The organism is Nonomuraea sp. C10 (assembly GCF_008017515.1).
Taxonomy (GTDB): domain Bacteria; phylum Actinomycetota; class Actinomycetes; order Streptosporangiales; family Streptosporangiaceae; genus Nonomuraea; species Nonomuraea ferruginea.
Genome location: NZ_VPFF01000003.1, coordinates 2,250,871 through 2,272,704, shown reverse-complemented (window position 1 = coordinate 2,272,704; position 21,834 = coordinate 2,250,871). Strand labels below are relative to the sequence as shown.

General features: G+C 70.9%; 16 protein-coding genes. 9 read left to right on the top strand and 7 right to left on the bottom strand.

Annotated elements, in window-relative coordinates:
• Positions 1-3: 3 nt before the first annotated feature.
• On the bottom strand, positions 4-1,650 hold the full coding sequence (locus FR742_RS42850; RefSeq protein ID WP_148036874.1) for a hypothetical protein: 1,647 nt from the start codon (positions 1,648-1,650) through the stop codon (positions 4-6).
• A gap of 254 nt (positions 1,651-1,904) precedes the next feature.
• Here FR742_RS42850 and FR742_RS42845 point away from each other — a divergent pair, with 254 nt between their 5' ends.
• Positions 1,905-3,086 carry an acyl-CoA reductase gene (locus FR742_RS42845; protein WP_148036873.1) on the top strand — a complete coding sequence of 394 codons (1,182 nt, stop codon included), beginning with the start codon at positions 1,905-1,907 and terminating at the stop codon, positions 3,084-3,086.
• 98 nt (positions 3,087-3,184) lie between these two features.
• Positions 3,185-3,859, top strand: a complete 675-nt coding sequence (locus FR742_RS42840; RefSeq protein ID WP_187281622.1) for a polysaccharide deacetylase family protein — start codon at positions 3,185-3,187, stop codon at positions 3,857-3,859.
• On the opposite strand, the gene FR742_RS42835 is transcribed toward FR742_RS42840, so the two are convergent.
• The 5 genes from FR742_RS42835 to FR742_RS42815 form a co-directional block, all read right to left on the bottom strand.
• Entirely contained in the window at positions 3,850-4,818 is a 969-nt protein-coding gene (locus FR742_RS42835) for a class I SAM-dependent methyltransferase (RefSeq protein WP_148036871.1), read from the bottom strand. The two genes, FR742_RS42840 and FR742_RS42835, sit on opposite strands and share 10 nt — an antisense overlap.
• A 27-nt stretch (positions 4,819-4,845) precedes the next feature.
• Entirely contained in the window at positions 4,846-5,301 is a 456-nt protein-coding gene (locus tag FR742_RS42830; RefSeq protein ID WP_187281621.1) for an ester cyclase, read from the bottom strand.
• Positions 5,302-5,730: 429 nt separating this feature from the next.
• On the bottom strand, positions 5,731-9,639 hold the full coding sequence (locus FR742_RS42825) for a S8 family serine peptidase (protein ID WP_148036869.1): 3,909 nt from the start codon (positions 9,637-9,639) through the stop codon (positions 5,731-5,733).
• Between the two features lie 206 nt (positions 9,640-9,845).
• Positions 9,846-12,749, bottom strand: a complete 2,904-nt coding sequence (locus FR742_RS42820; protein ID WP_222709297.1) for an AAA family ATPase — start codon at positions 12,747-12,749, stop codon at positions 9,846-9,848.
• Between the two features lie 84 nt (positions 12,750-12,833).
• A complete protein-coding gene (locus FR742_RS42815; RefSeq protein WP_148036868.1) occupies positions 12,834-13,787 on the bottom strand; it encodes a LysR family transcriptional regulator in 954 nt (317 codons plus the stop codon).
• A 114-nt stretch (positions 13,788-13,901) separates the two neighbouring features.
• Here FR742_RS42815 and FR742_RS42810 point away from each other — a divergent pair, with 114 nt between their 5' ends.
• The 5 genes from FR742_RS42810 (at position 13,902) to FR742_RS42790 (ending at position 19,508) form a co-directional block, all read left to right on the top strand.
• Entirely contained in the window at positions 13,902-16,082 is a 2,181-nt protein-coding gene (locus FR742_RS42810; RefSeq protein WP_261809071.1) for a M9 family metallopeptidase, read from the top strand.
• 201 nt (positions 16,083-16,283) lie between these two features.
• Positions 16,284-17,285, top strand: a complete 1,002-nt coding sequence (locus FR742_RS42805; RefSeq protein WP_148036866.1) for a zinc-binding dehydrogenase — start codon at positions 16,284-16,286, stop codon at positions 17,283-17,285.
• Positions 17,286-17,980: 695 nt separating this feature from the next.
• Positions 17,981-18,628 carry a hypothetical protein gene (locus tag FR742_RS42800; protein ID WP_148036865.1) on the top strand — a complete coding sequence of 216 codons (648 nt, stop codon included), beginning with the start codon at positions 17,981-17,983 and terminating at the stop codon, positions 18,626-18,628.
• Positions 18,629-18,807: 179 nt separating this feature from the next.
• Positions 18,808-19,092: a hypothetical protein gene (locus FR742_RS42795; protein WP_148036864.1), complete on the top strand. Its 285-nt coding sequence runs from the start codon at positions 18,808-18,810 to the stop codon at positions 19,090-19,092.
• Positions 19,089-19,508: a PIN domain-containing protein gene (locus tag FR742_RS42790; protein ID WP_148036863.1), complete on the top strand. Its 420-nt coding sequence runs from the start codon at positions 19,089-19,091 to the stop codon at positions 19,506-19,508. The genes FR742_RS42795 and FR742_RS42790 overlap by 4 nt, the downstream gene beginning before the upstream one ends.
• 43 nt (positions 19,509-19,551) lie before the next feature.
• Here FR742_RS42790 and FR742_RS42785 read toward each other — a convergent pair whose 3' ends face one another.
• On the bottom strand, positions 19,552-20,391 hold the full coding sequence (locus FR742_RS42785) for a PhzF family phenazine biosynthesis protein (protein WP_148036862.1): 840 nt from the start codon (positions 20,389-20,391) through the stop codon (positions 19,552-19,554).
• 156 nt (positions 20,392-20,547) lie between these two features.
• Here FR742_RS42785 and FR742_RS42780 point away from each other — a divergent pair, with 156 nt between their 5' ends.
• Together FR742_RS42780 and FR742_RS46325 are read left to right on the top strand one after the other, a co-directional pair.
• Positions 20,548-20,955, top strand: a complete 408-nt coding sequence (locus tag FR742_RS42780) for an archease (RefSeq protein WP_187281620.1) — start codon at positions 20,548-20,550, stop codon at positions 20,953-20,955.
• Between the two features lie 123 nt (positions 20,956-21,078).
• Positions 21,079-21,828 carry an ATP-binding protein gene (locus tag FR742_RS46325; protein WP_261809124.1) on the top strand — a complete coding sequence of 250 codons (750 nt, stop codon included), beginning with the start codon at positions 21,079-21,081 and terminating at the stop codon, positions 21,826-21,828.
• The last annotated feature ends 6 nt before the right edge of the window (positions 21,829-21,834 follow it).

Genomic DNA, 21,834 nt, shown 5'->3' with positions numbered 1-21,834 from the left:
ACGTCATCCGTACAACAGGCGCATGACCCGGCGAGCGGCCCGGCGGGGGCCGGAGAGCCCGCGTGACAGCCGGTAACCGAGCGTCCTGCGGTAGGCGGAGGCGTTGTGGCGGCTGCGCCGCAGGCGCGAACGCGCCCTCGCCAGCGCGCGCTCGCGGTGCTTGAGCCGGCTCTCCAGCCGGGAGACCCTGGCCAGCGCGACGGCGAGCTGCTCGGCGAGCCGGTCCCTGGCGCGCAGCAGGTCGCGGTAGGTCGGCGCCGGATCGTCCGGCCCGGCGGGCGGGCCCAGCTCGGCGTCGAGCCTGCGGGCCAGCTCCAGCTCGGCGCGGTCGCACGGCCTGCCCGCCATGCCGCACAGCGTGAGCGTGAGCTGGTCGCTCTCCAGCGGCCACGGCCACGGATGGTGGTGCCCGGCGGCCAGCAACCGCACCGCGAACCGCCACAGCATCCGGCAGAGCACCACGGCCGGCGGCGGCCCGGCGCCCCCGGGCGGCGGGACGGGGCCGGGGGCGACCGGATGGAAGGACTCCCCGTCCCAGACCAGCGCGTCGGCCGTGGCGGTGACGTCGCCGCCGTCCTCCACCCACTGGGCGAGCGCGGTGAGCAGCACGCGGACGGCCCGGACGTCCTCGCGGGCGCAGGCCTCCACGAGCATCTCCTCCACGACCCGGCCCGCCGGCACCGGCCGCGCCTCGCCGCCGGGCAGCCGCAGCGCGATCATCGGCCCCGTGCCGTCGCGTACCAGTTCGTGCACGGACGCCCCCTCCTCGACCAGGCCGAGCGGCAGGTCCGCGGACGACGGCTCCCCCCGGGTGGCCACGGCCAGCCAGAGCGGGGCCAGCTCGTCCCCCAGCCGGTGGCGGAACACCAGCCGGGTCAGCCGCAGCGGGTCGGCCGCCGGCATCCGCTCCGCCTCGCTCCCGCTCAGCGGGAAGGTGAGCGCCTCCGGCAGCTCCATGCCGAGCAGCTCGCGGGCGAGCACGGCCCGGGGCGCCCGGCCGTCGGGGTAGGCCGCGTAGCAGCGTTCGGCGCGGAGCCCCGCCGACGCCAGCGCGGCGTCGAGGGTGACCGGCCCGCTCGGGTAGGTGGGGTCGCAGCCGTGCGGCTCCCACTGGCCGTCGCGGTCCGGCGGGCGCGCGTCGAGCAGCCGGTCCACCCCGAGGTCGTTGCGCACCCCGAGCACCAGCCGCCCGCCCGGGGCGGCGAGCCCGGCCAGCGCGGCCAGCGACCGTCGCCACGGCACGGCCGGCGCCTCGGCCGAGTGCGTGCGGGCCAGCCCGTCCAGCGCCAGCACCAGGTCGTACGGCTCGTCGGGGTCGAGCAGATCCAGGCGTCCGCAGTGGACGTCGATGCCCGGATGCCGCTCGCCCAGCGCGCACGCGTCGGGGAACGAACGCAGCACCGCCGCCACCGAAACGGCCCGCCCGGCCACCCGGTCGACCAGCTCCATCGGGTGCGGGCCGACCAGCAGGACCCGCGCGGCGGCGGGCAGCAACCGGTCCAGGAGTTCCAGCGCGGCGGCCCGCCAGCAGGTGACCTCACCCGTGTCCGACCACAGCAGCATCGCGCCGCCGATCAGCCGGACGTTGCCCGGCGCCTCGCCCGGGCCCGCTCTCAGCTCGACGCCTTCGGCGCCGTCGATCACGCGCATCGGACCCACTTCCGGCCGGGAACGCGGGAGTGACCGTACCAGTGGTTGGAATCGTGCATGGTGTCCCTCCGTGCGGTTGGCGCGCCCCGTCGAACCTTCGCAGTCGCCGATCAGCGCCACGCGTCCTTATACGCTTCCCTTACTCGCCCAGGGGACGCGGTTTCAGTTGACGCCCGGCTCAACTACACTTTGTTGCGTTCTCAACACGGAGAGTGCATGCACGTGGTGGGTGTCAGCGGCCGGGCGGTGACGTGATGCTCGACGTCAGGTTCCCCGCCGGTCCGCCCGTCACCGTCGACCACCTGCTCGACGAGGTCATGGCCGGGAGCCGCCTGTCCGTGGGCGACGACCGCATCCTCGACTTCCTGGTCGCGTTCGGCCGGCTGCTGCTCCGCCCGGCGCTCGCGCGCCGCCATCCCGAGCTCGGCACGCTCGGCTCCTTCCTGCGTCCCGGCGAGCTGCTGCGCACGATCGACGCGCTGCGCGGTGATCACGTACGGATGCCGCGCGGCCTGGCGTTCCACGTCCCGCCCGCCGACGTCGACACCGTGTTCGTCTACTCGTGGGCGCTGTCGGCGCTGACCGGCAACCGCAACGTCGTGCGGCTGTCCCCGCGCGCGGGTCCCATGGCCGCCACGATCGTCGACGCGCTGCAGGAGGCGCTCGACGACGCCGACCCGGTGGTGGCCGCCACCCAGCGGATCATCTGCTACGACCGCTCCCCCACCATCACGGCCGCCCTCTCCTTGGCCTGCGACCTGCGCGTCATCTGGGGCGGCGACCGCGCGGCGCACGAGATCCGCCGGCATCCGCTGGCCCCGCACGCGCGGGAGCTGACGTTCCCCGACCGGTCGTCGTTCGCGGTGGTGCGGGCCTCGGCGTGGCTGGGCGCGCCGCGCGCCGCGCGGGCGGCGGTGGCGGAGGGGTTCGTGAACGACTCCTACTGGTTCGACCAGGCGGCCTGCTCCTCGCCGCGCACGGCGTTCTGGGTCGGGTCGCGCGCCGACTGCGACGCGGCCCGCGCCGCCTTCGCCGCCTGCCTGGCGCTCGCGGTCGAGCGGCGCGGGTGGGCGGTCGACGCGGCCATGGCGGTGCAGCGGCGGGTGGCCGCCTACGAACGGGCGGCCGACCTCCACGACGACGCCCTCGCGCTCGCCACCGCGATCACCGCGCCCCGGCGCTGGCTCGGCGCCGGCACGTTCGCGCACGCCAGGCTCGGATCCCTGGCCGAGCTGATCCCCCTGGTAGGACGGCGCGACCAGACGATGGCCCACTTCGGCTTCTCCCGCGAGGAGCTGATGGAGCTGGCCCACGCCCTGGCGGGGCGGGGCGTCGACCGCATGGTGCCGTTCGGCGACGCGCTCAGCTTCCACCGGGTGTGGGACGGCATGGACGTCGCGAGCGAGTTCACCCGTCTGGTGACGGTGTTCGCCTGACACGGTGCGATAACGAAAAACGGTCCAAGAGTCCGCGACCTGCGCCTTCTCCCGAGCGTGATCGAACACGCCGGGGCATGGGCCGTAGGGTGTTGGCTGTGCTGATTCATGGCTTGCTCGCCGGGTCGCTGGCGCTGAGCGGCACCCCCGCCACCACCGCCCAGGCGAAGATCGACTGTGCCGAGGTCAAGTGTCTGGCGCTGACCTTCGACGACGGCCCGGGCAAGAGCACGGCGAAGCTCCTGCGCGTCCTCAAGAAGGAACGCGCCAAGGCCACGTTCTTCCTGACGGGCAAGTACGTCGACCAGCGCCCGGCGCTGGCGAAGCGGACGCTCGCCGAAGGACACGCGATCGGCAACCACACCTACTCCCACTTCTCCCTGACGCCCCGGCTCGACGACGAGATCTTCGACGACATCAAGGCCGGCCAGCAGGCCATCAAGAAGGCCACAGGCTTGACGGCGACCATGTTCCGGCCGCCGTTCGGCCACACCGACGAGCGCGTGCTGCGCATCGCCGACGAGCTGGACCTCGCCGAGGTGAAGTGGACCGGCACGACCCACGACTGGGCGCTGAAGGACAAGAAGAAGATCAAGGCCAAGGTGCTCAGCCTGGCCAAGCGCGACGGCATCATCCTGATGCACGACACGGTGCCGCAGACCGTCCAGGCCATGCCGGAGGTCATCAGGGAGCTGAAGAAGCGGGGCTACCACCTGGTCACCGTGCCGCAGCTCTACAGCGGCAAGCTGCGGTCGGGCGTCAGCTACCCGTAGGCCGTCTTCTCCACCTCCAGAAAGACGATCTGCCCCAGGTTGTCGGTGAAGACGCGGATCTTTTCGACGTCCTTGTCCGGCAAGGTCTCGGCGAGCTTGAGCATCTGCGTCTCGGTTCGATACAGCAACCACCAATCCATGTACGCCTCCATGTAGGCGGCGCTGGTGCAGGTGGGCATCACGTTGGCGATCAGGAAGCGCCCACCGGGACCGAGCATGCGCAAGAGGCGCTCGCAGAGCCGTTGCGCCACCGGTTCGGCGAGGTAGTCATACAGACCGGTCGCGTAGACCAGGTCGAAGCCGGTCAGAACCACGTCGCCTCTGAGGATCTCCCGAACCGAGGCCGCCAGCGGGACGACTCCCCATGGCGCCAGTTCGCGTGAGACGACGGCCAGACTCTCCTTGTCCTGGTCCACGGCGAGGAACCGGCCCAGACTCCCCTGCCGGAGGGCGGGGCAGTATCTGGCTTCGCGCAGATGCCCGCAGGCCAGGGAGAGCACCGACGGCGCTGAGTCGCCGGCCGCACACCGGTTCAGGGTGTCGATGATCACGCGTCGGCGAGACCGGGCAGCCCGTGCTCCCTGCGAACAGGTGGAGGTGTAATGGCAGATCTGCTTGCCCAGCAGGGAGCCGGTTTCCCATTCCGGCGGCGTCGACGAGTCCTCAGCCGCATACATGAAGTCGAGCAGCACCGCATCCCCCGCATAGCCACGTGGTTTGCTGAACGCGCGGAAGGTGAACGAATCTTGATGAAGAAGATGTACGAGGGGATGGCGGCGGCAGGCGTCGACCACCACTTCTTTCCAGAAGTCAACAGCCACTTGCCCACGTATCGTGAACAGTTCGAGAAAGAGCACCTCCATCGTCGCTACGGCGGCTCCATGCGTCTGAAGTGTTGCCGCGGTCTGGTCGAGCACCGTCTCCAGATGGGCGAGAGATCGGCTTTCTGATGCGCCCATAAGCCGTTCCTGATCTCCTGTGACCGGCTAGAGCGGAGAAGAAGGCATGGCCGGCGGCACGCCGAGCTGTTGGAGCAGACCCATGAGGTCGAAATACTGATGGAAGCTGCTGACCTTCCCATCGGCGAACCGCTGCACGTTGCAGAAGCGCACCTCCGCCCGACGCCCTGTCGCGGCTATCACCCCGGCGGGACCGAGCAGCGGGCCGGTGTTCGTCCCGCGTCCGATGAACTCGACCACGCCCTGGTCATCGGTCGAGAACAGATTCGTGATCTCGACCGTACTGTCAGGGAAGGCCGCCACCCACGCCTGAATGAACCGGGCGTACCCGGAAGGCCCGTGAGAGGTGGCGCCGAGCGGAATATTGACGACCTCGCAGTCATCCGTGAGCACGGCGAGAGATTTCTCCAGCCAGTCCGGGTCGGACTGGTGAAGGCCATAGAGGTCCAGCAGTATGCGATTCAGAGTCGTCGCGTCCGCCATCACGATTCTCCACGGCAGCACGGGCTGATGTTGGACCTCCAGATTGTCAACAACCCTCCGCCGGTTCAAGACCCGGTTCCTTCGCGTACAGGATTCACGACAGCGCCCGCGTTGATGAAGTTGTAGACCTTCCGCCATCCGCACCTGTACATGGGGAAGCCGGTGTGCGTCCCATCACCGTCTCCCACGGTTATACATGCGAAACCATTGAAGTCCTCGGTCTCGCAGAAATCCAGGAAATCCACTCGGGCGGCACCGGAATTCAGCGCGATCTTGGGCCCGCCGGAGTAAAGCGGAACGACCCGAGGGACCCAGCCAGAGGTTCCGGTCGCAGCTGCTGCCGGCGATCGTGCCGGCCGTCGTCTGCGTGCACCCGGCTCCTGCGGGCCCGGCTGGATGCGGAGCCCGCAGGAGCGTCGGTTCACCCGGCTAGCGGAGGGTGAAGGCGCGCAGGGTGGTCTGGGTGACGCGGTTGCCCGCGGCGTCCCAGCCTTCGGCCCGCAGGCTCACCGCGCCCTTGGTGGCGGACAGGCGGGGATACTTGGCCGAGACGGTGTAGGCGCCGCCGCGGCCCCGGCGGACGTCGGCCGGAGCCCAGGTCACGCCGTCGTCAGTGCTGGTCCACAGCTTGAGACCGGCTACGGCGGGCGTGCGGGCGGTCGTCGGCGAGTGGTGGACGTCGGCGTCGAAGGTGTGCCGCCTTCCCGCCGGCACGCTGTTGTCCAGCCCGATGCTGTCGCTCAGGTCGTAGGCGACGAACACGACCGCCTCCGGCCGGCACGGGTCCACGACGCCGGCCAGCGCGCCCAGGCAGTCGTAGCCGGGCAGCTTGGCCTCCTCGGTGACCGTCCGGGAGCGGAAGGTCCACTCCGCCGTCGTCCTGGCCTCGGCGTCGTCGAGGGTCAACCGGTAGTCGCCCGCCTCCTTGGGGAGGTTGAACGCGGGCAGCTGAGCGGCGATGCCGAGCGGGATCTCCGTGCCGCCCTTGTAGAGGCGCATGCCACCGATCACGGGCTGTCCGAGCTGGCCCTGCGCCCCGGTACGGGTGTAGAGAGGCCACAGGGCGTCCCCCTGCCGGCAGACCGAGCAGATCCCGACGCTCTGCCCGCTGCCGGCGGGGTCGATCGTCCGGTAGACGTCGTCCGGCACGACGGACGCGCTCGGGGTGAAGGGGCCGGCGTTCCAGTGGTGGGTGAGGCGGGCCGGCCTGCGGAAGACGTGCATGGCGCGGAGCAGGGACCACTGCTCGCTGCTCGTCTGGCGTACGACGACCGCCTCGGGGTCGATGGGGCCGACGTACTCGACGCGCGTGCCCGGGGCGGCGATCTGCGGAAGCACGGCCGGGATGGGCACGACGTCCGACTTCGCCACCGGCCACGACTCGCTCTGGTAAGCCGTGGGCGTCTCGGAGTGGTAGCGGGCGTCGATGGTCGCGAACTGCCGGCCGGTGAGCTCGTACGACAGCTTGGCGGGCACCCGGCCCCGCTCGGTGTGGTGCAGCCCGTAGGCGTAGGGCGAATGCGGCCTGCCGTGCACGTCGATGCTGACCGCGCCCTTGGCGAGCCGCTCCCGCAACGCGCGGGCCTCGGTGGGAGACACCGACACGTAGGGGATGCCGATCTCCGTCACGCCGTCATCGGGCTGGATCCACACCGGCTGGGGGATGAACGGCCCCAGGCCGCAGGAGTAGAGAGGCCCCGACGGCCACATCAGGATGCCGGCCGCCCCCGCGTCGCGGATGGCGTGGAAACGCTCCGGACGCCCGCCGCAGTTGCCTTCGTCGTCGAGCAGCGCCAGCTTGCCGCGCAGGTCGAGCCCCGCCAGCTTCTCCGGAGTGCCGATCCCGACGTCGACCAGCTTCGCGGTCAGTTTCCCTGTGAAGGGGACGTGCTCCACCCCGTAGTTCCTGACGATGTTCCCTACGTGAGGGAAGACCTCGGGGTGCAGGGCGAACCCGTCACGTCCGCGCACCTTCATGGTCACCTCGGGAGCCGCCTGCCCCACGCTGGTGGTCAGCGAGACCTTGCCCTTGGTGGTCTTCTTCGTGGGCGTCGCCCAGTGACGGACGAACGGGGCGGAGCTCGTCCCGTGGTACCAGATGCTGCCGTCCGCCAGCGTCTCCTGGACGTAGGTGTACCGCTGGGATTCCGGTGACGGGACGGACGGTTCCGGCGTGCCGAAGCGGATCTCGCGGGCGTCACGCGCGTCGAGGGTGATCTCGGCGTCCCCGGAGACCTCGAACTCCGGCGCCAGCAGCCAGGCGCTGTGCGTCAGGTACGTGGACGGGTCGACCCAGGCCAACGCCCCGGTGACGCTGTAGACGCTACGCGGCACCATGGCCGTGAAGACGCCGGGCGACTCCGCCCGGAGGCGGCGGCCGAGCGAGCCGCGGCCGCCCGTGACGTCCAGCATGCCGAGAACCGCCGGAGCCGCCGGTGCGCCCTCACGGTCGAGGACTCGGATGGTGAGTTGGACCTTCGGCGGCTCGCGGAGCAGGCCGACGGGGATGGTCAGCCGGGTGCCGCCGCCGTCGGTCGCGGTGACCGCACCCGTGTAGGCGCCCTCGGCGAGATCGGCCGCGTTCATCGTGACGGTGGCCGTGGCCGTCTGGCCGGCCGGGATCGTCAGCGTCGCGTCCACCGCCAGGATGCCCTCCGGGACCGCCTCGCCGGCGGTGTTCGCCAGGTCGGGGGTCAAGGTGAGAGTCACCGGCTGGTCCGACGCGTTGACGTACGAGATCTCCTTGCTGATCGGCGCGGTGCCCGCCTCGACGTAGCCGTAGTCGAGGTTGGGAGTGGTGGCGTGGACCCGCTGGGTGATCGCGGTGGCGAGGTCCAGCCGTCCGGATCCCAGCTCGTAGACGGTCCCGCCCACGTCCTCGGCGGTGCTCATCAGCGCGGTCTTGAGCCGGCCCGCCTCCCAGTCCGGGTGCCGCTGGGCGAGGATCGCCGCCGCACCCGCGACGTGCGGCGTGGCCATCGAGGTGCCGGACGCGGAGGTGTACGAGTCGCCGGTGGGTGTGCCCATGCTGGTCCCCGCAGCGCGGGCCGCGACGATGTCCGCGCCAGGGGCCGCGATGTCCGGCTTGAGCGCGCCGTCGGACCGCGGGCCGCGGCTGGAGAACGGGGCCAGTTTGTCGTCCCTGTCGGTGGCCGCGACGGTGAGCGCGGACCGGGCCACGCCCGGCGTGCCGACGCTCTCGGCCTCGCCGGAGTTGCCCGCGGCGACGACGAACAGCGTGCCGGTGCCGGCCGTGAGGGTGTCGAGCGCTTGGCTGATCGGGTCGGTGCCGTCGGTCGGATCGCCGCCCAGGCTCATGTTCACGACGTCGGCCCCGCTGGACGCGGCCCACTCCATGCCCTCGATGACGCCGCTCCACTCGCCGCTGCCGCCGTCGTCGAGCACCTTGCCGACGACCAGTTCCACGCCGGGCGCGACGCCCTTGTGCTTGCCGCCGGAGGCCGCCCCGGTGCCGGTGATGATGGAGGCGACATGGGTGCCGTGGCCGTGGCCGTCCTTCGCGGTCTCGGCTCCGGGGACGAACGACCGGGCCTCGGTGACCTTGCCGGCGAGGTCCGGGTGCGTGTCGTCGATCCCGGTGTCCAGGACGGCGACCTTGACGCCGGTGCCGTCGAAACCGGCGGCCCACGCCTGCGGCGCCCCGATCAGCGGCACACTCCAGTCGAGGTCGGCCTCGACCTTGCGGTCGAGCCACACCTTGGAGAGGCCCGCACTGAGGGTGCTCGCGGCCCGTCCCTCGGGCGTACGGTCCAGCACGGCGGTCCAGAACGCGGCGGTACGGTCATGCGGCACGGCCAAGGCTGCGCCGTTGATGCTGTCGAGCGTGGCCGTCGGCGCGCTGGCCGGGAGCGCGTCGGCCGCGGCCCGGCGGTTCTCGGCGGCCTCGGGGTACTGCACGATCACCGGGGTGGAGGTGTCGTCCGCGTAGCCGTGCTCGGCCAGGTACTTCACGTCGAACAACGCGCGGTCGACGCGACCCGACTCGATCGCGGGCAGCACGTCGTCGGGGTAGACGTAGAAGGCGTCGGGCCCGCCCTGGCCGTGGAAGGATGGCATGGCGCCGCCGGGCCTGGGCGCGGCCTCCGTCTGGAAGCGGTAGCGTCCGCCGCCCTCGTCGGTGAACGTGACCTTGTCACCGGTGATGAGGGTGATCTCGTGCTCGCCCGGCTCGACGCCGTCGAGGGTGACCGGCGCGGCCGGCTCCTTCTGCGCCTTCTCGGCTGCGGCCGGCGGCACGTGCACAGCCGTCGTGGCCATGGCGAGCGCCGCGAGGGCCGCGACCGGCCATCGTCGGCGCACGCCTATGGAAATCTTCATGGGGGTTCTCCTGGGGGGTGTCAGAGCGGTTCGTACTCTTCGCCGGCTTCTTCGCCGGTCTCGTCTTCGGGCGGCGCGTCCTCATCGTCCGGAGAGTCATCCCGAAGGTCGCTCGGAGAGGACTTCACGCTGTGAGCTTCGGTGAGTCCACAACCCTTGTCATGGGTTGGATGACCTAATAAATGACGGAAGACGGCAGGTCTCTGTCAGGACACGAGTCCGGACTCGACGGCGCCGACCGCGAGTGCCGTACGGGAGTTGACACCGAGCTTGCGCATGGCCGAGTTGACCTGTGCCGCGACCGTCCTCGGGGATCGCGACAGGACGGCGGCGATCTCCCTGTTGGTCTTTCCGGTGGCGAGCAGGCGGACGACCTCCAGCTCGCGGGGCGAGAGCTGGTCGCCGTAGCCCCGTCGCCCGCGCCCGCGCACCTCCACCTGGTGGACGCGGAGCAGACCGGCCAGCCGCTCCGCCGCCGCGCGGGCGTTCAGGCCGGTCAGCCCCCGGAGCACCTGCCGGGCGAGGGGAAGCGCCGTCTCGGCCTCACCGGCGGCCAGCAGGCAGGCGACCTGCCGCTCCTGAGCGAGCAGCGCGTCGTAGGGCCGGGGAAGCCGCTGCCAGGCGTCCGCTGCGCGACCGTACGCGGCCGCGGCCTGTCGCGGCTCGGCACGCGTTTCCGCGAGGATCGCGCGGCACAGCGCCAGACCGGCCCGAGGCGCCGGCGCGTCCCGCCCGCGCACCCAACCGGCGAACGCGGCGACGAGGTCGGCGGCCTCGTCCGGTCGTCCGGCGGCGACCAGCGCCGCGGCTCGGGCGGGGGCGAGGTCGGCCGCCCACAGCCAGGTGCCCTTGTCCGCGACCTGTCGCATGGGCTCGTCGGTCACCCGCAGGGCTTCCCCGGTCTCTCCGCGCGCGAGCAGAAGTCGGCACAGGGCAGCCGCCGGCTCGGCCAGGAGCTCCACGGCACCGTGGCGGCGGCAATCCGACAGCACGTGCTCGAACCGTTCCTCTGCCTTGGCGTCGCCCGCCGCCGCGCGCAGCAGCGCGGCCACCAGGACGGCCTCCAGCCTCGTCACCGGCTGCATCTCGTCGTGCTCCGCCAGGGCGGCGGCCCGCCCGGCCAGCCCCCGCCATCGGCCCTCGAACCAGTCGAGGTGAAGGCGCGTCACCCGGACGAGTTCTCTGATGCGACGGAACCGGTGACGTTCGGCCAGCCGCGCGGCCTGCGCCAGATAGCGGGCCGCATCGCTGTGGCGTCCCCAGCGCACCCCCGCGTCTCCCAGGTTCAGCAGACCTTTCCCGATGTGCCGGGACTCCTCCGCGTCGGCCGGCTCACCAGGTATCCGGGATGCCTCCGCCCACCCCTCCTCCTCCCCCATCAGCAGCAGCGCGCTGACGCGCTCGACGAGGAGGTTGAGGCGGTCGCTCGCCGGCACCGACTCGGCGGCCGCCGCCGCGCGGCGTAACCAGCGCAGATGCGTGGAGACCGGGGTGGACGGCCCGCGTGGCCAGCCGAGGTAGGTCATGATCAGCGCGGCGCTCAGGGAGCCGGGCGGCAGGTGCGCGACCGCCTTCTTCATCTCGGCCCGGCCGGCCTCGTACTGTTCCATGATCACGAGTACCCGGCCCAGCTGGTGCCGGGTCTCCGCAGCGTCCGCCGGGGGCATCGCGTCCCACTCCAGAGCGGACCGCAGGCTCCGGACCAGCCCGTGGAAGCGGTCGTCACCGGTGAACGAGGGGAACGGGATCTTGGCGACCAGCCGGGCGGCGTCCGCCGGGGGCGATTCGGGATGGGTGAGCAGGTCGTACAGCAGCGACGCGGCGTGGGCCTCGTCGGCGGTGGCCAGCGCGAGATCGGCGGCCCGCTCGGCGTAGCGCCTCCAGTTCGCCACGTCTCCGGCTTCGCGGGAATGCCGGGCGAGCTGGGACACGGGGAGCGGCGTCCGCGCGGCCAGCACGCGAGCGGCCCGCAGGTGCATCGCCCGGCGGTCCGGAGGGGGGATCGCCTCGTACACCGTCCTGGAGGCGAGCACGTGCCGGAACGACAGCGACCCGTCGTCCTCGCGCAACAGCCCGCACGCCAGCGCCTCGGCCAGACCGCCCGGAGCGGTGAAGCCGTCCCGAGCCGGCGCGTCCGGATGCCGGGCCGGGGCGGCGAGCAGGGCGCCGAGCGTGGCCTCGTCCGCCGGGGCGGACAGCACCGCCGCCGCCCGGAGGACGGACCGCGCGGCCGGGCTCAGCCGCGCGACCCGTTCGAGAACCGCGTCACGCACGGTCGGGGGCACGTCGATCCTCGCCAGCCTGCGCCGCGCCCACTCCCCGTTCCTGCGGGTCAGGTCCGCGCGCTCGTACAGCAGGCGCACGGACTCCTCGACGGCCAGCGGAACCCCGTCGGTGTGCCGGTGCAGCAACTGGACGAAGGCCGGAGAGACGGGCTCGTCGTCCAGCATCGACGACACGAGGGCGCCGGTACGCGCCACGTCCAGGGGCTCCAGCGTGAGCCGCAGCCCCGTCGCGGGCAGCCGGGACGACAGCCGCAGCAGCAACGAGGTCTGCGGCACGTCGTCCGGGCGGTAGGTCACGACCAGGCCGGTCCGCAACGGGTGCCGGGCGGCCAGGAACAGCAGGAACTCCAGCGTGGCCTCATCGGCCCAGTGGGCGTCCTCCACCGCCAGCACCGACACCCGCAGCCGGTCCAGCACCTCGTCGAGCGCGCGGAAGAGCAGGTGGCGGGCGGCGCGGGCGTCCTCGGGCGGCTCAGGCGCGGGCGGCAGCCCGTCCGCCCACTCGGGGAACAGCGGCCGCAGCGCCCCGGCGAGCGCGCTCAGCCCCAGCCCCGCGACGCTGCCGGCGGCCTGGCGGACCGCGTCGACGATCGGGCCCAGCGTGTACGGCTCGCGGAAGGGCGGGCAGAAGGCCACCAGGCCGCGGTCCAGGACTTCCCGCAGCAAACGGCTCTTGCCGACCCCGGCCTCTCCCTCGACGAGCACGATCGCCGGCTCCCCGGCCAGCGCCCGCCGGCACGCGGCGAGCTCGGACTCGCGGCCCACGAACGCGGGCACCGCCATCAGCCGCGGCGCACCGGCGCCGGGAGTCGCCGCACCAGCCACAGTCGGGTGCTCCCTACCGTGAAACGACAGGCTGGACCTGAGCTAGATCATCATAGTCGTCAGAGAGCACACGACGCCAGGTCCTCACAGCAGCGGATGGGCCTCCGGGTGAGCGTGCCACCAGGCGCTGAAGACCGGGTTGTCCTCGACGTGGTCGATGAAGGCGCGGGCCAGGCCGCGATAGACGGCGGCGGCCGCGTCGCGGCTGAGACGGTCCCGCCGCCACGCCACGACGAGCCTGGCGACCTGCGGCTCGCCCGCCAGAGGACGCACGACGGTGCCTTCGGCGGCGGGCCAGGTGGGGTCCACGAGCCGGACGCCGTGCCCGGCCGCGACCAGGGGGCGACCGGCGCCGCTGGGCGCGTCGTAGCGGACGTCGGGCTCGAACCCGGCGGCCCGGCAGGAGGCGCGCAGCGCGGCCAGCGACCCGTCCTCGGCGCCCGGCGGGCTGATCCAGCGCTCGCCCCGCAGGTGCGCGAGGTCGATCTCAGCCTGCCCCGCGAGCCGGTGGCCCGCCGACAGCGCCACGAAGATCGGATGGCGCGGGATCAGCGTGCGGGTGACCACGGGGGCGGTCATGGGCACGTCGAAGCCCTCGATCATGCCCATGAGCGCGGCGTCCAGCCGCCCGTGTGCCAGTCCCTCGGCGAGCAGCACGGCGGACGGCTCGATCCGCAGCGAGATGGGCCGGCCAGGGAGTTCCTCGGCGACCCGGTCCACGACGCCGGCCACGCACGCCAGGTGGATGCAGCCCAGCTGGAGCCCCGCGGTCTCGCCGGCGTCGCGCAGGTCGCCGAAGAGGGTGTCGAGCTCCGACAGGACGATCCTGGCGCGGGCGACGACCTGGCGGCCCAGCGGCGTCGGCTCGACGCCCGCGTGGCTGCGGACGAACAGCTCGCCCCCGACGATCGCCTCGACCTTCCTGAGCTGGTTGGTCATCGCGGGCTGGGACAGGCCGAGACGCGCCGCCGCCCGCGTCACACTGCCCGTGTCGGCGATCGCGCAGACCATCCGGAGGTGCCTGAGATCGAGGTCCATGTCCAGAAATTAGGGCATACGCAACTCTTATGCCCGGCTGTATGACCGCGGCTCGGCAACGGCTTCCACACTCAGGGCGGCCTCGCATCCATGCGTCACCCCCCGGAGGTTCTCGTGCGAAAGCTGTTAGTCCTGGCAGCCCTGCTGCTGCCCTTCGCGGCGCCCATGCCGGCGAGCGCGTCGGTCACGGCCGAACCGCCGCCGGCCGCGGCCACGACGACGACCATCGACGACCACGTACGGAAGGAATCCCTGGCCGTCGAGGACCGGGCGCCGCTGCCCGCGTCCAAGGAGGCGCTCCGCCGCGACTACGACGAGCCGGCCGCCAGGACCCTCAAGGCCGCCGCCTGCTCCGTGGGCGACTTCACCGGCCGCACCGGCGGCGCGCTGGTGCGGCAGATCAAGGCGTCCACCACCGAGTGCGTGAACACGCTCTTCTCCCTGACGGGCGCGGACGCGTACCACGCCTTCCGCGAAGCGCAGATGACCAGCGTCGCGTACGCCCTCAGGGACGACGGCGTGAACTACCCGGGCGACAACAGCGCCGGGACCGCCCAGCTCGTCCTCTACCTGCGGGCCGGCTACTACGTCCAGTGGTACAACCCGTCGGACGTCGGCGCATACGGCCCGTCCCTGCGGACCGCCGTCATGGCCGGGCTGGACGCGTTCTTCGGCGCCCCGCGCGCCTTCACGGTGAGCGACGCCAACGGCGAGGTGCTGGCCGAGGCGGTCACGCTGATCGACAGCGCCCAACAGAACGACCGCTACCTGTGGGTGGTCAAGCGCCTGCTCGACGGCTACGACAGCACGTACGACGCCTCCTGGCCGATGCTGAACGCGGTCAACAACGTCTACACCGTGCTGTTCCGGGGCCACCAGCTGCCGGCGTTCGTCAGCGCCGTCCGGGCCGACCGCGGCGTGCTCGACACGCTGTACGCGTTCGCGACACGACACCTGTCACTCCTCGGCACGGACCGGTCGTACCTCGTCTCGAACGCGGGCCGCGAGCTGGGCCGCTTCCTCCAGCACGCCGACCTGCGGACGACCGTCCGGCCGCTGGCCAGGAACTTGCTCGACCGCTCGTCGATCACCGGCGCCACCGCCCCCCTGTGGGTGGGCGTCGCCGAGATGGCCGACTTCTACGACCGCGCCAACTGCTCGTCCTACGGCGCCTGCGACCTGCGGAACCGGCTGGCGGCCGAGGTGCTGCCGATCACCCACGCCTGCGGTTCCGGCATCCGCGTCCGCGCCCAGCACATGACGTCCGGGCAGCTCTCCGCCAGCTGCGCCAGCCTGGCCGGGCAGGACGCGTACTTCCACAACCTGGCGCGTGACAGCGGCCCGGTCGCGGACGACCGCAACACCACGCTGGAAGTGGTGGTGTACGACTCCAGCACCGACTACCGGACGTACGCGGGCGCCATGTTCGGCATCGACACGAACAACGGCGGCATGTACCTGGAAGGCGACCCGGCGGCGGCCGGCAACCAGCCGAGGTTCATCGCGTACGAGGCCGAATGGCTGCGTCCGGACTTCCAGATCTGGAACCTCAACCACGAGTACACCCACTACCTGGACGGCCGCTTCAACATGTACGGCGACTTCACCGCCGGGATCAGCACGCCGACCATCTGGTGGATCGAGGGCTTCGCCGAGTACGTGTCGTACGGGTATCGCAAGCTGACCTACGACGCCGCCGTCACCGAGGCGGCCAAGGGCACGTACGCGCTGTCCACGCTGTGGAACACCACGTACGCGCACGACTCCACCCGCGTCTACCGGTGGGGCTACCTGGCCGTCCGCTACCTGTACGAGCGGCACCCGGCCGACGTCCAGACCGTGCTGCGCGCGTACCGGACCGGGGCGTGGAACACCGCGCGGACCTTCCTGACCAGCACGATCGGCAGCCGGTACGACGCGGACTGGCGCACCTGGCTGGGCTCGGTCGGCGGCGGCGGTGGTGGCACCGAGTGCGCCGGCGCCGACCCGCGCGAGCTCGGCCAGAACTGCCGGCGCGGCGGCCTGTCGGCGACGACGGGCGACTACGCGTACCTCTACCTGTACGTGCCGGCGGGGACGGCGAGACTGACCATCACCTCGTCGGGCGGCACCGGCGACGCCGACCTCTACTACAGCGGCACCTCCTGGGCCACCACCTCGTCCTTCACCCAGCGGGCGACGGGCGCGGGCAACGCCCACACCCTGACGGTCACCAGCCCCGCGGAGGGCTACCACTACGTGAGCCTGCACGCGGCCCAGTCGTTCACCGGAGCGACGGTGCTGACCGAGCACTGAGTCCGACGGCTACCGCAGCCGGCCGGGTCTGTCCCGGCCGGCTGCGCTGGTCGCGGGCACTGCATAGCCGGCTCCACACCACGAGGCGTCGCCCTCTTGCCCCGCTCCGATAGCGCGGAGACTCACCGGTTTGACCTCAACTTTGGTCGAGGTTGCAGGCTGTCGGAGACAGAGACCGGGAGACAGAGCGGAGCGAGTGGCATGCGAATCATCGAAGTGACCAGGTTCGGAGACCCCGAGGTGCTGGTGGCGCGGGACGCGCCGGATCCGGTCGCCGGGCCCGGGCAGGTCCTGATCGAGGTGGTCGCCGTGGACGTGCTGTTCCTCGACACCCAGCTCAGGGCGGGCTGGGGGGAGGGGTTCTTCCCGGTGGAGCCGCCGTACGTGCCGGGTGACGGAGTGGCGGGGACGGTCGTGGCCGCCGGGGAGGGCGTGGACCCGGGATGGACCGGCCGGCGGGTCGTCGCCCGTACCGGGAAGCCCGTGCACGAGGGCAGCCCGATCCTGGCTCCGGTCGGCGGGTACGCCACGAAGGCGGTCGCCCGTACCGAGACCCTGGTGGCGATCCCGGACGCGCTCGGTCCGCACGAGGCGCTGGCGCTGCTGCACGACGGGCCGACCGGGATGGGGGTCGTGGACCGGGCCGGGATCCGGCCGGGCGACCCGGTGCTGGTCACGGCGGCGGGCGGGAGCCTCGGCGTCGTCATCACCCAGCTCGCGACCGCCGCCGGAGCACGGGTGATCGGGGCGGCGCGCGGGCACGCCAAGCTGGACCTGGCGCGCAAGGCCGGCGCCGAGGAGGCGGTGGACTACACCGAGGAGGGCTGGGCCGACCGGGTCCGCGACCTGACCGGCGGCGTCCAGGCGGTGTTCGACGGGGCGGGCGGCCCGCTCGGCCGCCAGGCGCTGGACGCGGCGGTGAGCGGCGCCCGGTTCTTCGCGTACGGCGCGGCCGGCGGCACGTTCGCCGACTTCACCGCCGAGGAGGCCGCCGCCCGCGGCGTGCGGTTGATCGGGATCACGGACGGTGCGCCGGAACCCGTCCGGGTACGGGAGCTGATCGAGCGATCGCTGGCCGAGGCCGCGGCGGGACGCCTTCGGCCGCACATCGGGCAGACGTTCCCGCTGGAGCGCGCGGCCGACGCGCACGCGGCCATCGCCGCCCGCACCACGCTCGGCAAGACCCTCTTGACCTGCGTCTGACGCACCTTCACGGCGCCGGAGGAAAAGGAAAGCGGATCGCCGGTAAAGACACGCTTGTGGAACGGGCGCCGTCCGCGCGATTCACGTTTGAGCGTCGGGCCTTATTTTCGCGGCCAAGAAAATATGCCGTCCCGCGCCTTGACGTTCTTCCATTCCGGCGGGGCACGATGAGAAGGAGGCAACGAGCAACGGGGAGGCTCCATGCTCAAAGAAGCATGCGCCATCAGTGCCCTCGCGGCAGCCGCTCTAGTCCCTTCCGCCGCCGCGCAGGCGCAGAGCGCCGACAGCGCGACCATACTCAGGAACTGCGCGTCCACCAGCGCCGGCGCACCGTGCAAGTGGATGACCGAGAACAACAAGCGGTGCTATTACTGCAAGCAGTCGAAGAAGAAGGGCGGCGGCTGGAAGCGCCAGTACTGCCAGCACCAGGAACGGGAGTACTAGGAACTGCCTCCTCGGAGGAGGGTGCGGGACGCCTTCGCGGGCGTCCCGCACCGGCGCCCCGGCAAGAGCGGCCCGAAGCACTCAAATGCCCGCAATTCACCCCAACCGATTCGCCATATTCTCATACGGCCATTCCGCACCGTTGACAGGGCTTCTCGGCGGAACGACGATGCTGTTCGCCACCCGTCCTCTTTGATCCGAGTCATCTATCGCTCGTTCGCCCCAGGGCGGTCACACGACAGGAGAACGCCGTGTCAGAGAATCCCTCCGAGAAGCATGGAACGTACCAAGAGTCAGAGGCGGTGGACCTCGCCTTCGGCGCATGGGTAGTGGCGCGGCAGGACTTGGAAGAGCAGCTCATCAAGGCAGCCGCGGACATCCACGTACACCTGGACAATCTCGTGGGCCACTATCAGGGCCTGGCGGCCGACACGAAATATATGTCGTCACAGCAACAGGTATTCGATGACTGGCGCACTTACATAAAGACCCTATGGGACGAGTACGACAAGGCCGCCAAAGAACTTCGCAAGCACTCGGCCAAGTACACCACGACCCAGATCGACGAAGGCACACGCATCCACCAGAACCTCTCAGACCAGGCTTCCAGCTTGTCGAGGGTGCTCTTCGGGCTCAATCTCTTCTTCTGGAATGTCCGCAACTGGCACGACGCGATCAAGCTCGAATCAGCCCACGACAAGTTCCTGGCCCAGCAGTCGTCCGGCCCCAACACCACTCCCCTGTCGTCAGCCTGGTTGAAACCCAAAGGCCTGGACACCGTGCGGAACCGCAAGGTGGGGCAAGTGATCGTCAGCCACGAAGCGCAGGACCAGAGCACCGACGTCACGGATGACGACATCAAGACGGTTCGGGCGCTGGCCAAGCGCATGGAGAAGTAGTTCTCACGCCGCCGCGGCTCCTGTGCTGAGCCGTCGACCTCGCCGACAGTTGGCCTCGGGCGCTGCGACAGCTATCCGGCCTCGCCGGACAGGAGCTTCTCCCACAGTTCCTCGGCCGCGCCGCCATCGATTACCGCTATGACGCTAAAAGATCATAGGACGGTATTAGCATTGAGCCCATGAGCAGCCGGCCCAAGCCCAGTATCGCTGTCACCCTCGACCCCGACCTCGTCGACTATGTGAAGAGCCGAGTCGGCGACGACGACGTCAAGTCCCTGTCGGCGTACGTCAACGAAGCCCTCGCCGCGCGTGTTCGTGAGGAGCGCCGCCGCAAGGCACTCCTCGAGACCCATCTGACCCGCGCTCACGCGAATGCCGACCACGCACGTGTCGATCGCATGATGGCCCACGTAAAGAGGCAACTCGCCGACAGCCCCCGCTACTCCGAGGGCGGCGGACAGTGACCTTGCCGCCGCTCATCCTCGATACCGGCATCCTCATCGAACTAGCCAGGGGCGACAGCAACCTGATGGAGATGGTCGCCCGCTTCGACGCCGAAGGTCAGCCGATGGTCCTGTCGGTCCTGACCGTCTCGGGGGCTTCGGTGGATTCCGGGTCCAAGGACGCGGCCGACCTGCTCCTCGGCATCGCCACCATGCAACAGATCACCGTCGCCGGCTTGCGGGAGCCGGATCACGGGATCGCGCTGGCGTCAGCGATCACTCGTACCGGTCTCGACTGGGGCGATGCGCATGTCGCCGCCATCGCCGACGCCTCCGTGTGCCCAGTGCTCACCTTGGACAAGAACCATTGGGAGCGTGCGGTCCACGCCTTCGAGCAATCCCTGCACGTCATCGAGATCGCCGACCCCGGAGCATAGCCTCGTAGGCGGCAAGCCGTCCCTCAGCCGGTGCGTAAGGGCGCTATGGCAGCGCCACCGCCGTCCCCGTGACCGAGATGCCGATCGCCGGATCCGCGGGTATCGACACCGTGATGGTGCTCGGGCGGCCCATGTCATGGCCCTGGTACACGGTCACGGTCGCGGGCAGCGCGAGGAGTCCGAGAGCACGCAGATAGCCACCGAGCGCCGCCGCGGCGGCACCGGTCGCCGGATCTTCCACCACACCCCCTGGAGGGAAGGGGTTCCTGGCGTGGAAGACATCGATCCGCTCCCGCCACACGAGGTCGATCGTCGTCCAGCCGGCTTTGGCCATCAACTCGGCCAGGGCTGGGAAATCGTAGGTCAGGTCCGCGAGACGTTCACGAGTGGCGGCGGCGATGATCGGATGAGAAGCGCCGGCGTTGGCCACTCTGGGAGGCAGGCCGGAGTCCAGATCGGTTGACGACCAGCCCAGAACCGACAGGAGATCCTCAAGGAGCGCGTCATCCAGCGCTTCCACGCGTGGCGGAACGCTGACGAGGGTGGCGACGGTGTGACCGGCCGCGTTCACCGAAGTCGTCACCTTGATCGGCCCGGCCTGCGTGTGCATGAGCAGGTCTCCGGGCCCGTGCACGTCCGCGAAGGCCACTGCCGTCGCGATGGTGGCATGGCCGCAGAAGGGCACTTCCACCTTCGGGCTGAAGTATCGAACCGAAAGAGTCCGGTCGGTCCGTTCTGTCACGAAGGCGGTCTCCGAGTAGCCGACCTCCGCAGCGACTTCGAGCATCTTCTCGGGGCCGACCCCGCCGGCGTCGAGGACGACTCCAGCGGGGTTTCCTCCGTCAGCTCGTTCACTGAAGGCCACGTATCGCAGTAGGTCCATGGTGGAACGCTAGGACCAAAACGTGAGCGCGGCGACCTCGCGGGCGAAGCGGGCCCGGACACACCGGGGGAATCGGGATGAACTCTTGAAGGTCAGGGGATTCCCGGCGGCGCGGGCAGCTGCTGGAGTGGCGTTATGAGCCGGGGTGGTCATCGCGTGGTGCCGCATCCCGCCGACGTCGCGGTGGAGGCTTGGGCGGACTCCAGGGAAGGCTGCCTGGCCGAGGCGATGCGGGGCCTGGTGGAGAGCTTCGCCGACATCGAGGGGGCGCGGCCCGACGACAGCGTGACCTTCGTGGTGACCGAGGAGAGCGACGAAGAGGTGCTCGTCGCGGTGTTGCAAGAGGTGATCTACCAGATCGAGACGTTCGGCCGCCTGGCCGTGGACATGTCGATCGACGAGCCGACCGAGTTCCCGGTGGAGCGGGTGGAGGCGCGGCTGGCCACAGTCCCGCTGGAGACGGTGGAGCGGATCGGCGCGATGCCGAAGGCGGTCGGCACGCACAACCTGCGGTTCGGTTGGGTGGACGGGGTATGGCGGGCGCAGGCCGTGGTGGACGTCTAGGCGTCCGGCTCAGCCTGGTCGGCGTCGGGGCGATGAACCGAGGTTGGGCGTGTCGAGCATGTCCATCGTGGACACCTCGGCCCACACCAGGTTCCACCGCCGCGGCACGGTCCGGGTTCCCCGGTGGACCTGACGGTTCCGGGGAGCGCGGCCTGGGTCTGCCTGGTTCGCCGCTGGGTGGCAGACGCCCTGACGGTGGCGGGGCATCGCGAGGTGGACGGCGCCCGGCTCGTCGCGAGCGAACTGGTGGGGAACGCCGTGCTGCACACCGGGTCCGGGCGGCCGGGCGGGCTGGTGAGGGTGAAGGTCTTCGAGGTCACCGCCGTGACGGCCAGGGTCGAGGTGATCGACGAGGGGGCGGCGACCGTTCCTCTTCGTGCCCGCTCCCTCACTGCGCCACCTCCCACACCCGCTCGCACGCGGCCTCGTCCCGCGCATCCACGCACCGGTTCCGGCCTCGCCCCCACGAGAACACCCACCTTTCGCCTCGAAGAGAGGCCCGTACGAGCAACGGCCCCGACACCCGCTGGACGTGCGCAGCCTGCGCAAAGAGAGGGGAATGTCCCGCGACGCGGTCGCGGAGCGGATGGGATGGGATGTTCGGCCCCGACCATCACCCGCATCGAGGCGGCCCTGGTCGGGGCCCGCATCTCGGATGTGACGATGCTGTTGGACATCTACGAAGTGCCGGCGCACACCAGAGAGGTGCTCCTCCAACTGGCCCGCGATGCACGGAAACGTGGCTGGTGGGACAAGTTGTCCGACGCGATCCCCGAGTACTTCCAGGGCTACGTGGGTCTGGAAGAGGACACGTCATCCATCTTCGGCTACGAGACCGAGTACGTGCCCGGCCTTTTCCAGACGGAACCCTGACCAGCT

Coding starts and splice junctions, on each gene's coding strand:
- FR742_RS42850 (WP_148036874.1), bottom strand. CDS start 1,650: ATGCGCGTGATCGACGGCGCCGAAGGCGTCGAGCTGAGAGCGGGCCCG.
- FR742_RS42845 (WP_148036873.1), top strand. CDS start 1,905: ATGCTCGACGTCAGGTTCCCCGCCGGTCCGCCCGTCACCGTCGACCAC.
- FR742_RS42835 (WP_148036871.1), bottom strand. CDS start 4,818: ATGGGCGCATCAGAAAGCCGATCTCTCGCCCATCTGGAGACGGTGCTC.
- FR742_RS42830 (WP_187281621.1), bottom strand. CDS start 5,301: ATGGCGGACGCGACGACTCTGAATCGCATACTGCTGGACCTCTATGGC.
- FR742_RS42825 (WP_148036869.1), bottom strand. CDS start 9,639: ATGAAGATTTCCATAGGCGTGCGCCGACGATGGCCGGTCGCGGCCCTC.
- FR742_RS42815 (WP_148036868.1), bottom strand. CDS start 13,787: ATGGACCTCGATCTCAGGCACCTCCGGATGGTCTGCGCGATCGCCGAC.
- FR742_RS42805 (WP_148036866.1), top strand. CDS start 16,284: ATGCGAATCATCGAAGTGACCAGGTTCGGAGACCCCGAGGTGCTGGTG.
- FR742_RS42795 (WP_148036864.1), top strand. CDS start 18,808: ATGAGCAGCCGGCCCAAGCCCAGTATCGCTGTCACCCTCGACCCCGAC.
- FR742_RS42785 (WP_148036862.1), bottom strand. CDS start 20,391: ATGGACCTACTGCGATACGTGGCCTTCAGTGAACGAGCTGACGGAGGA.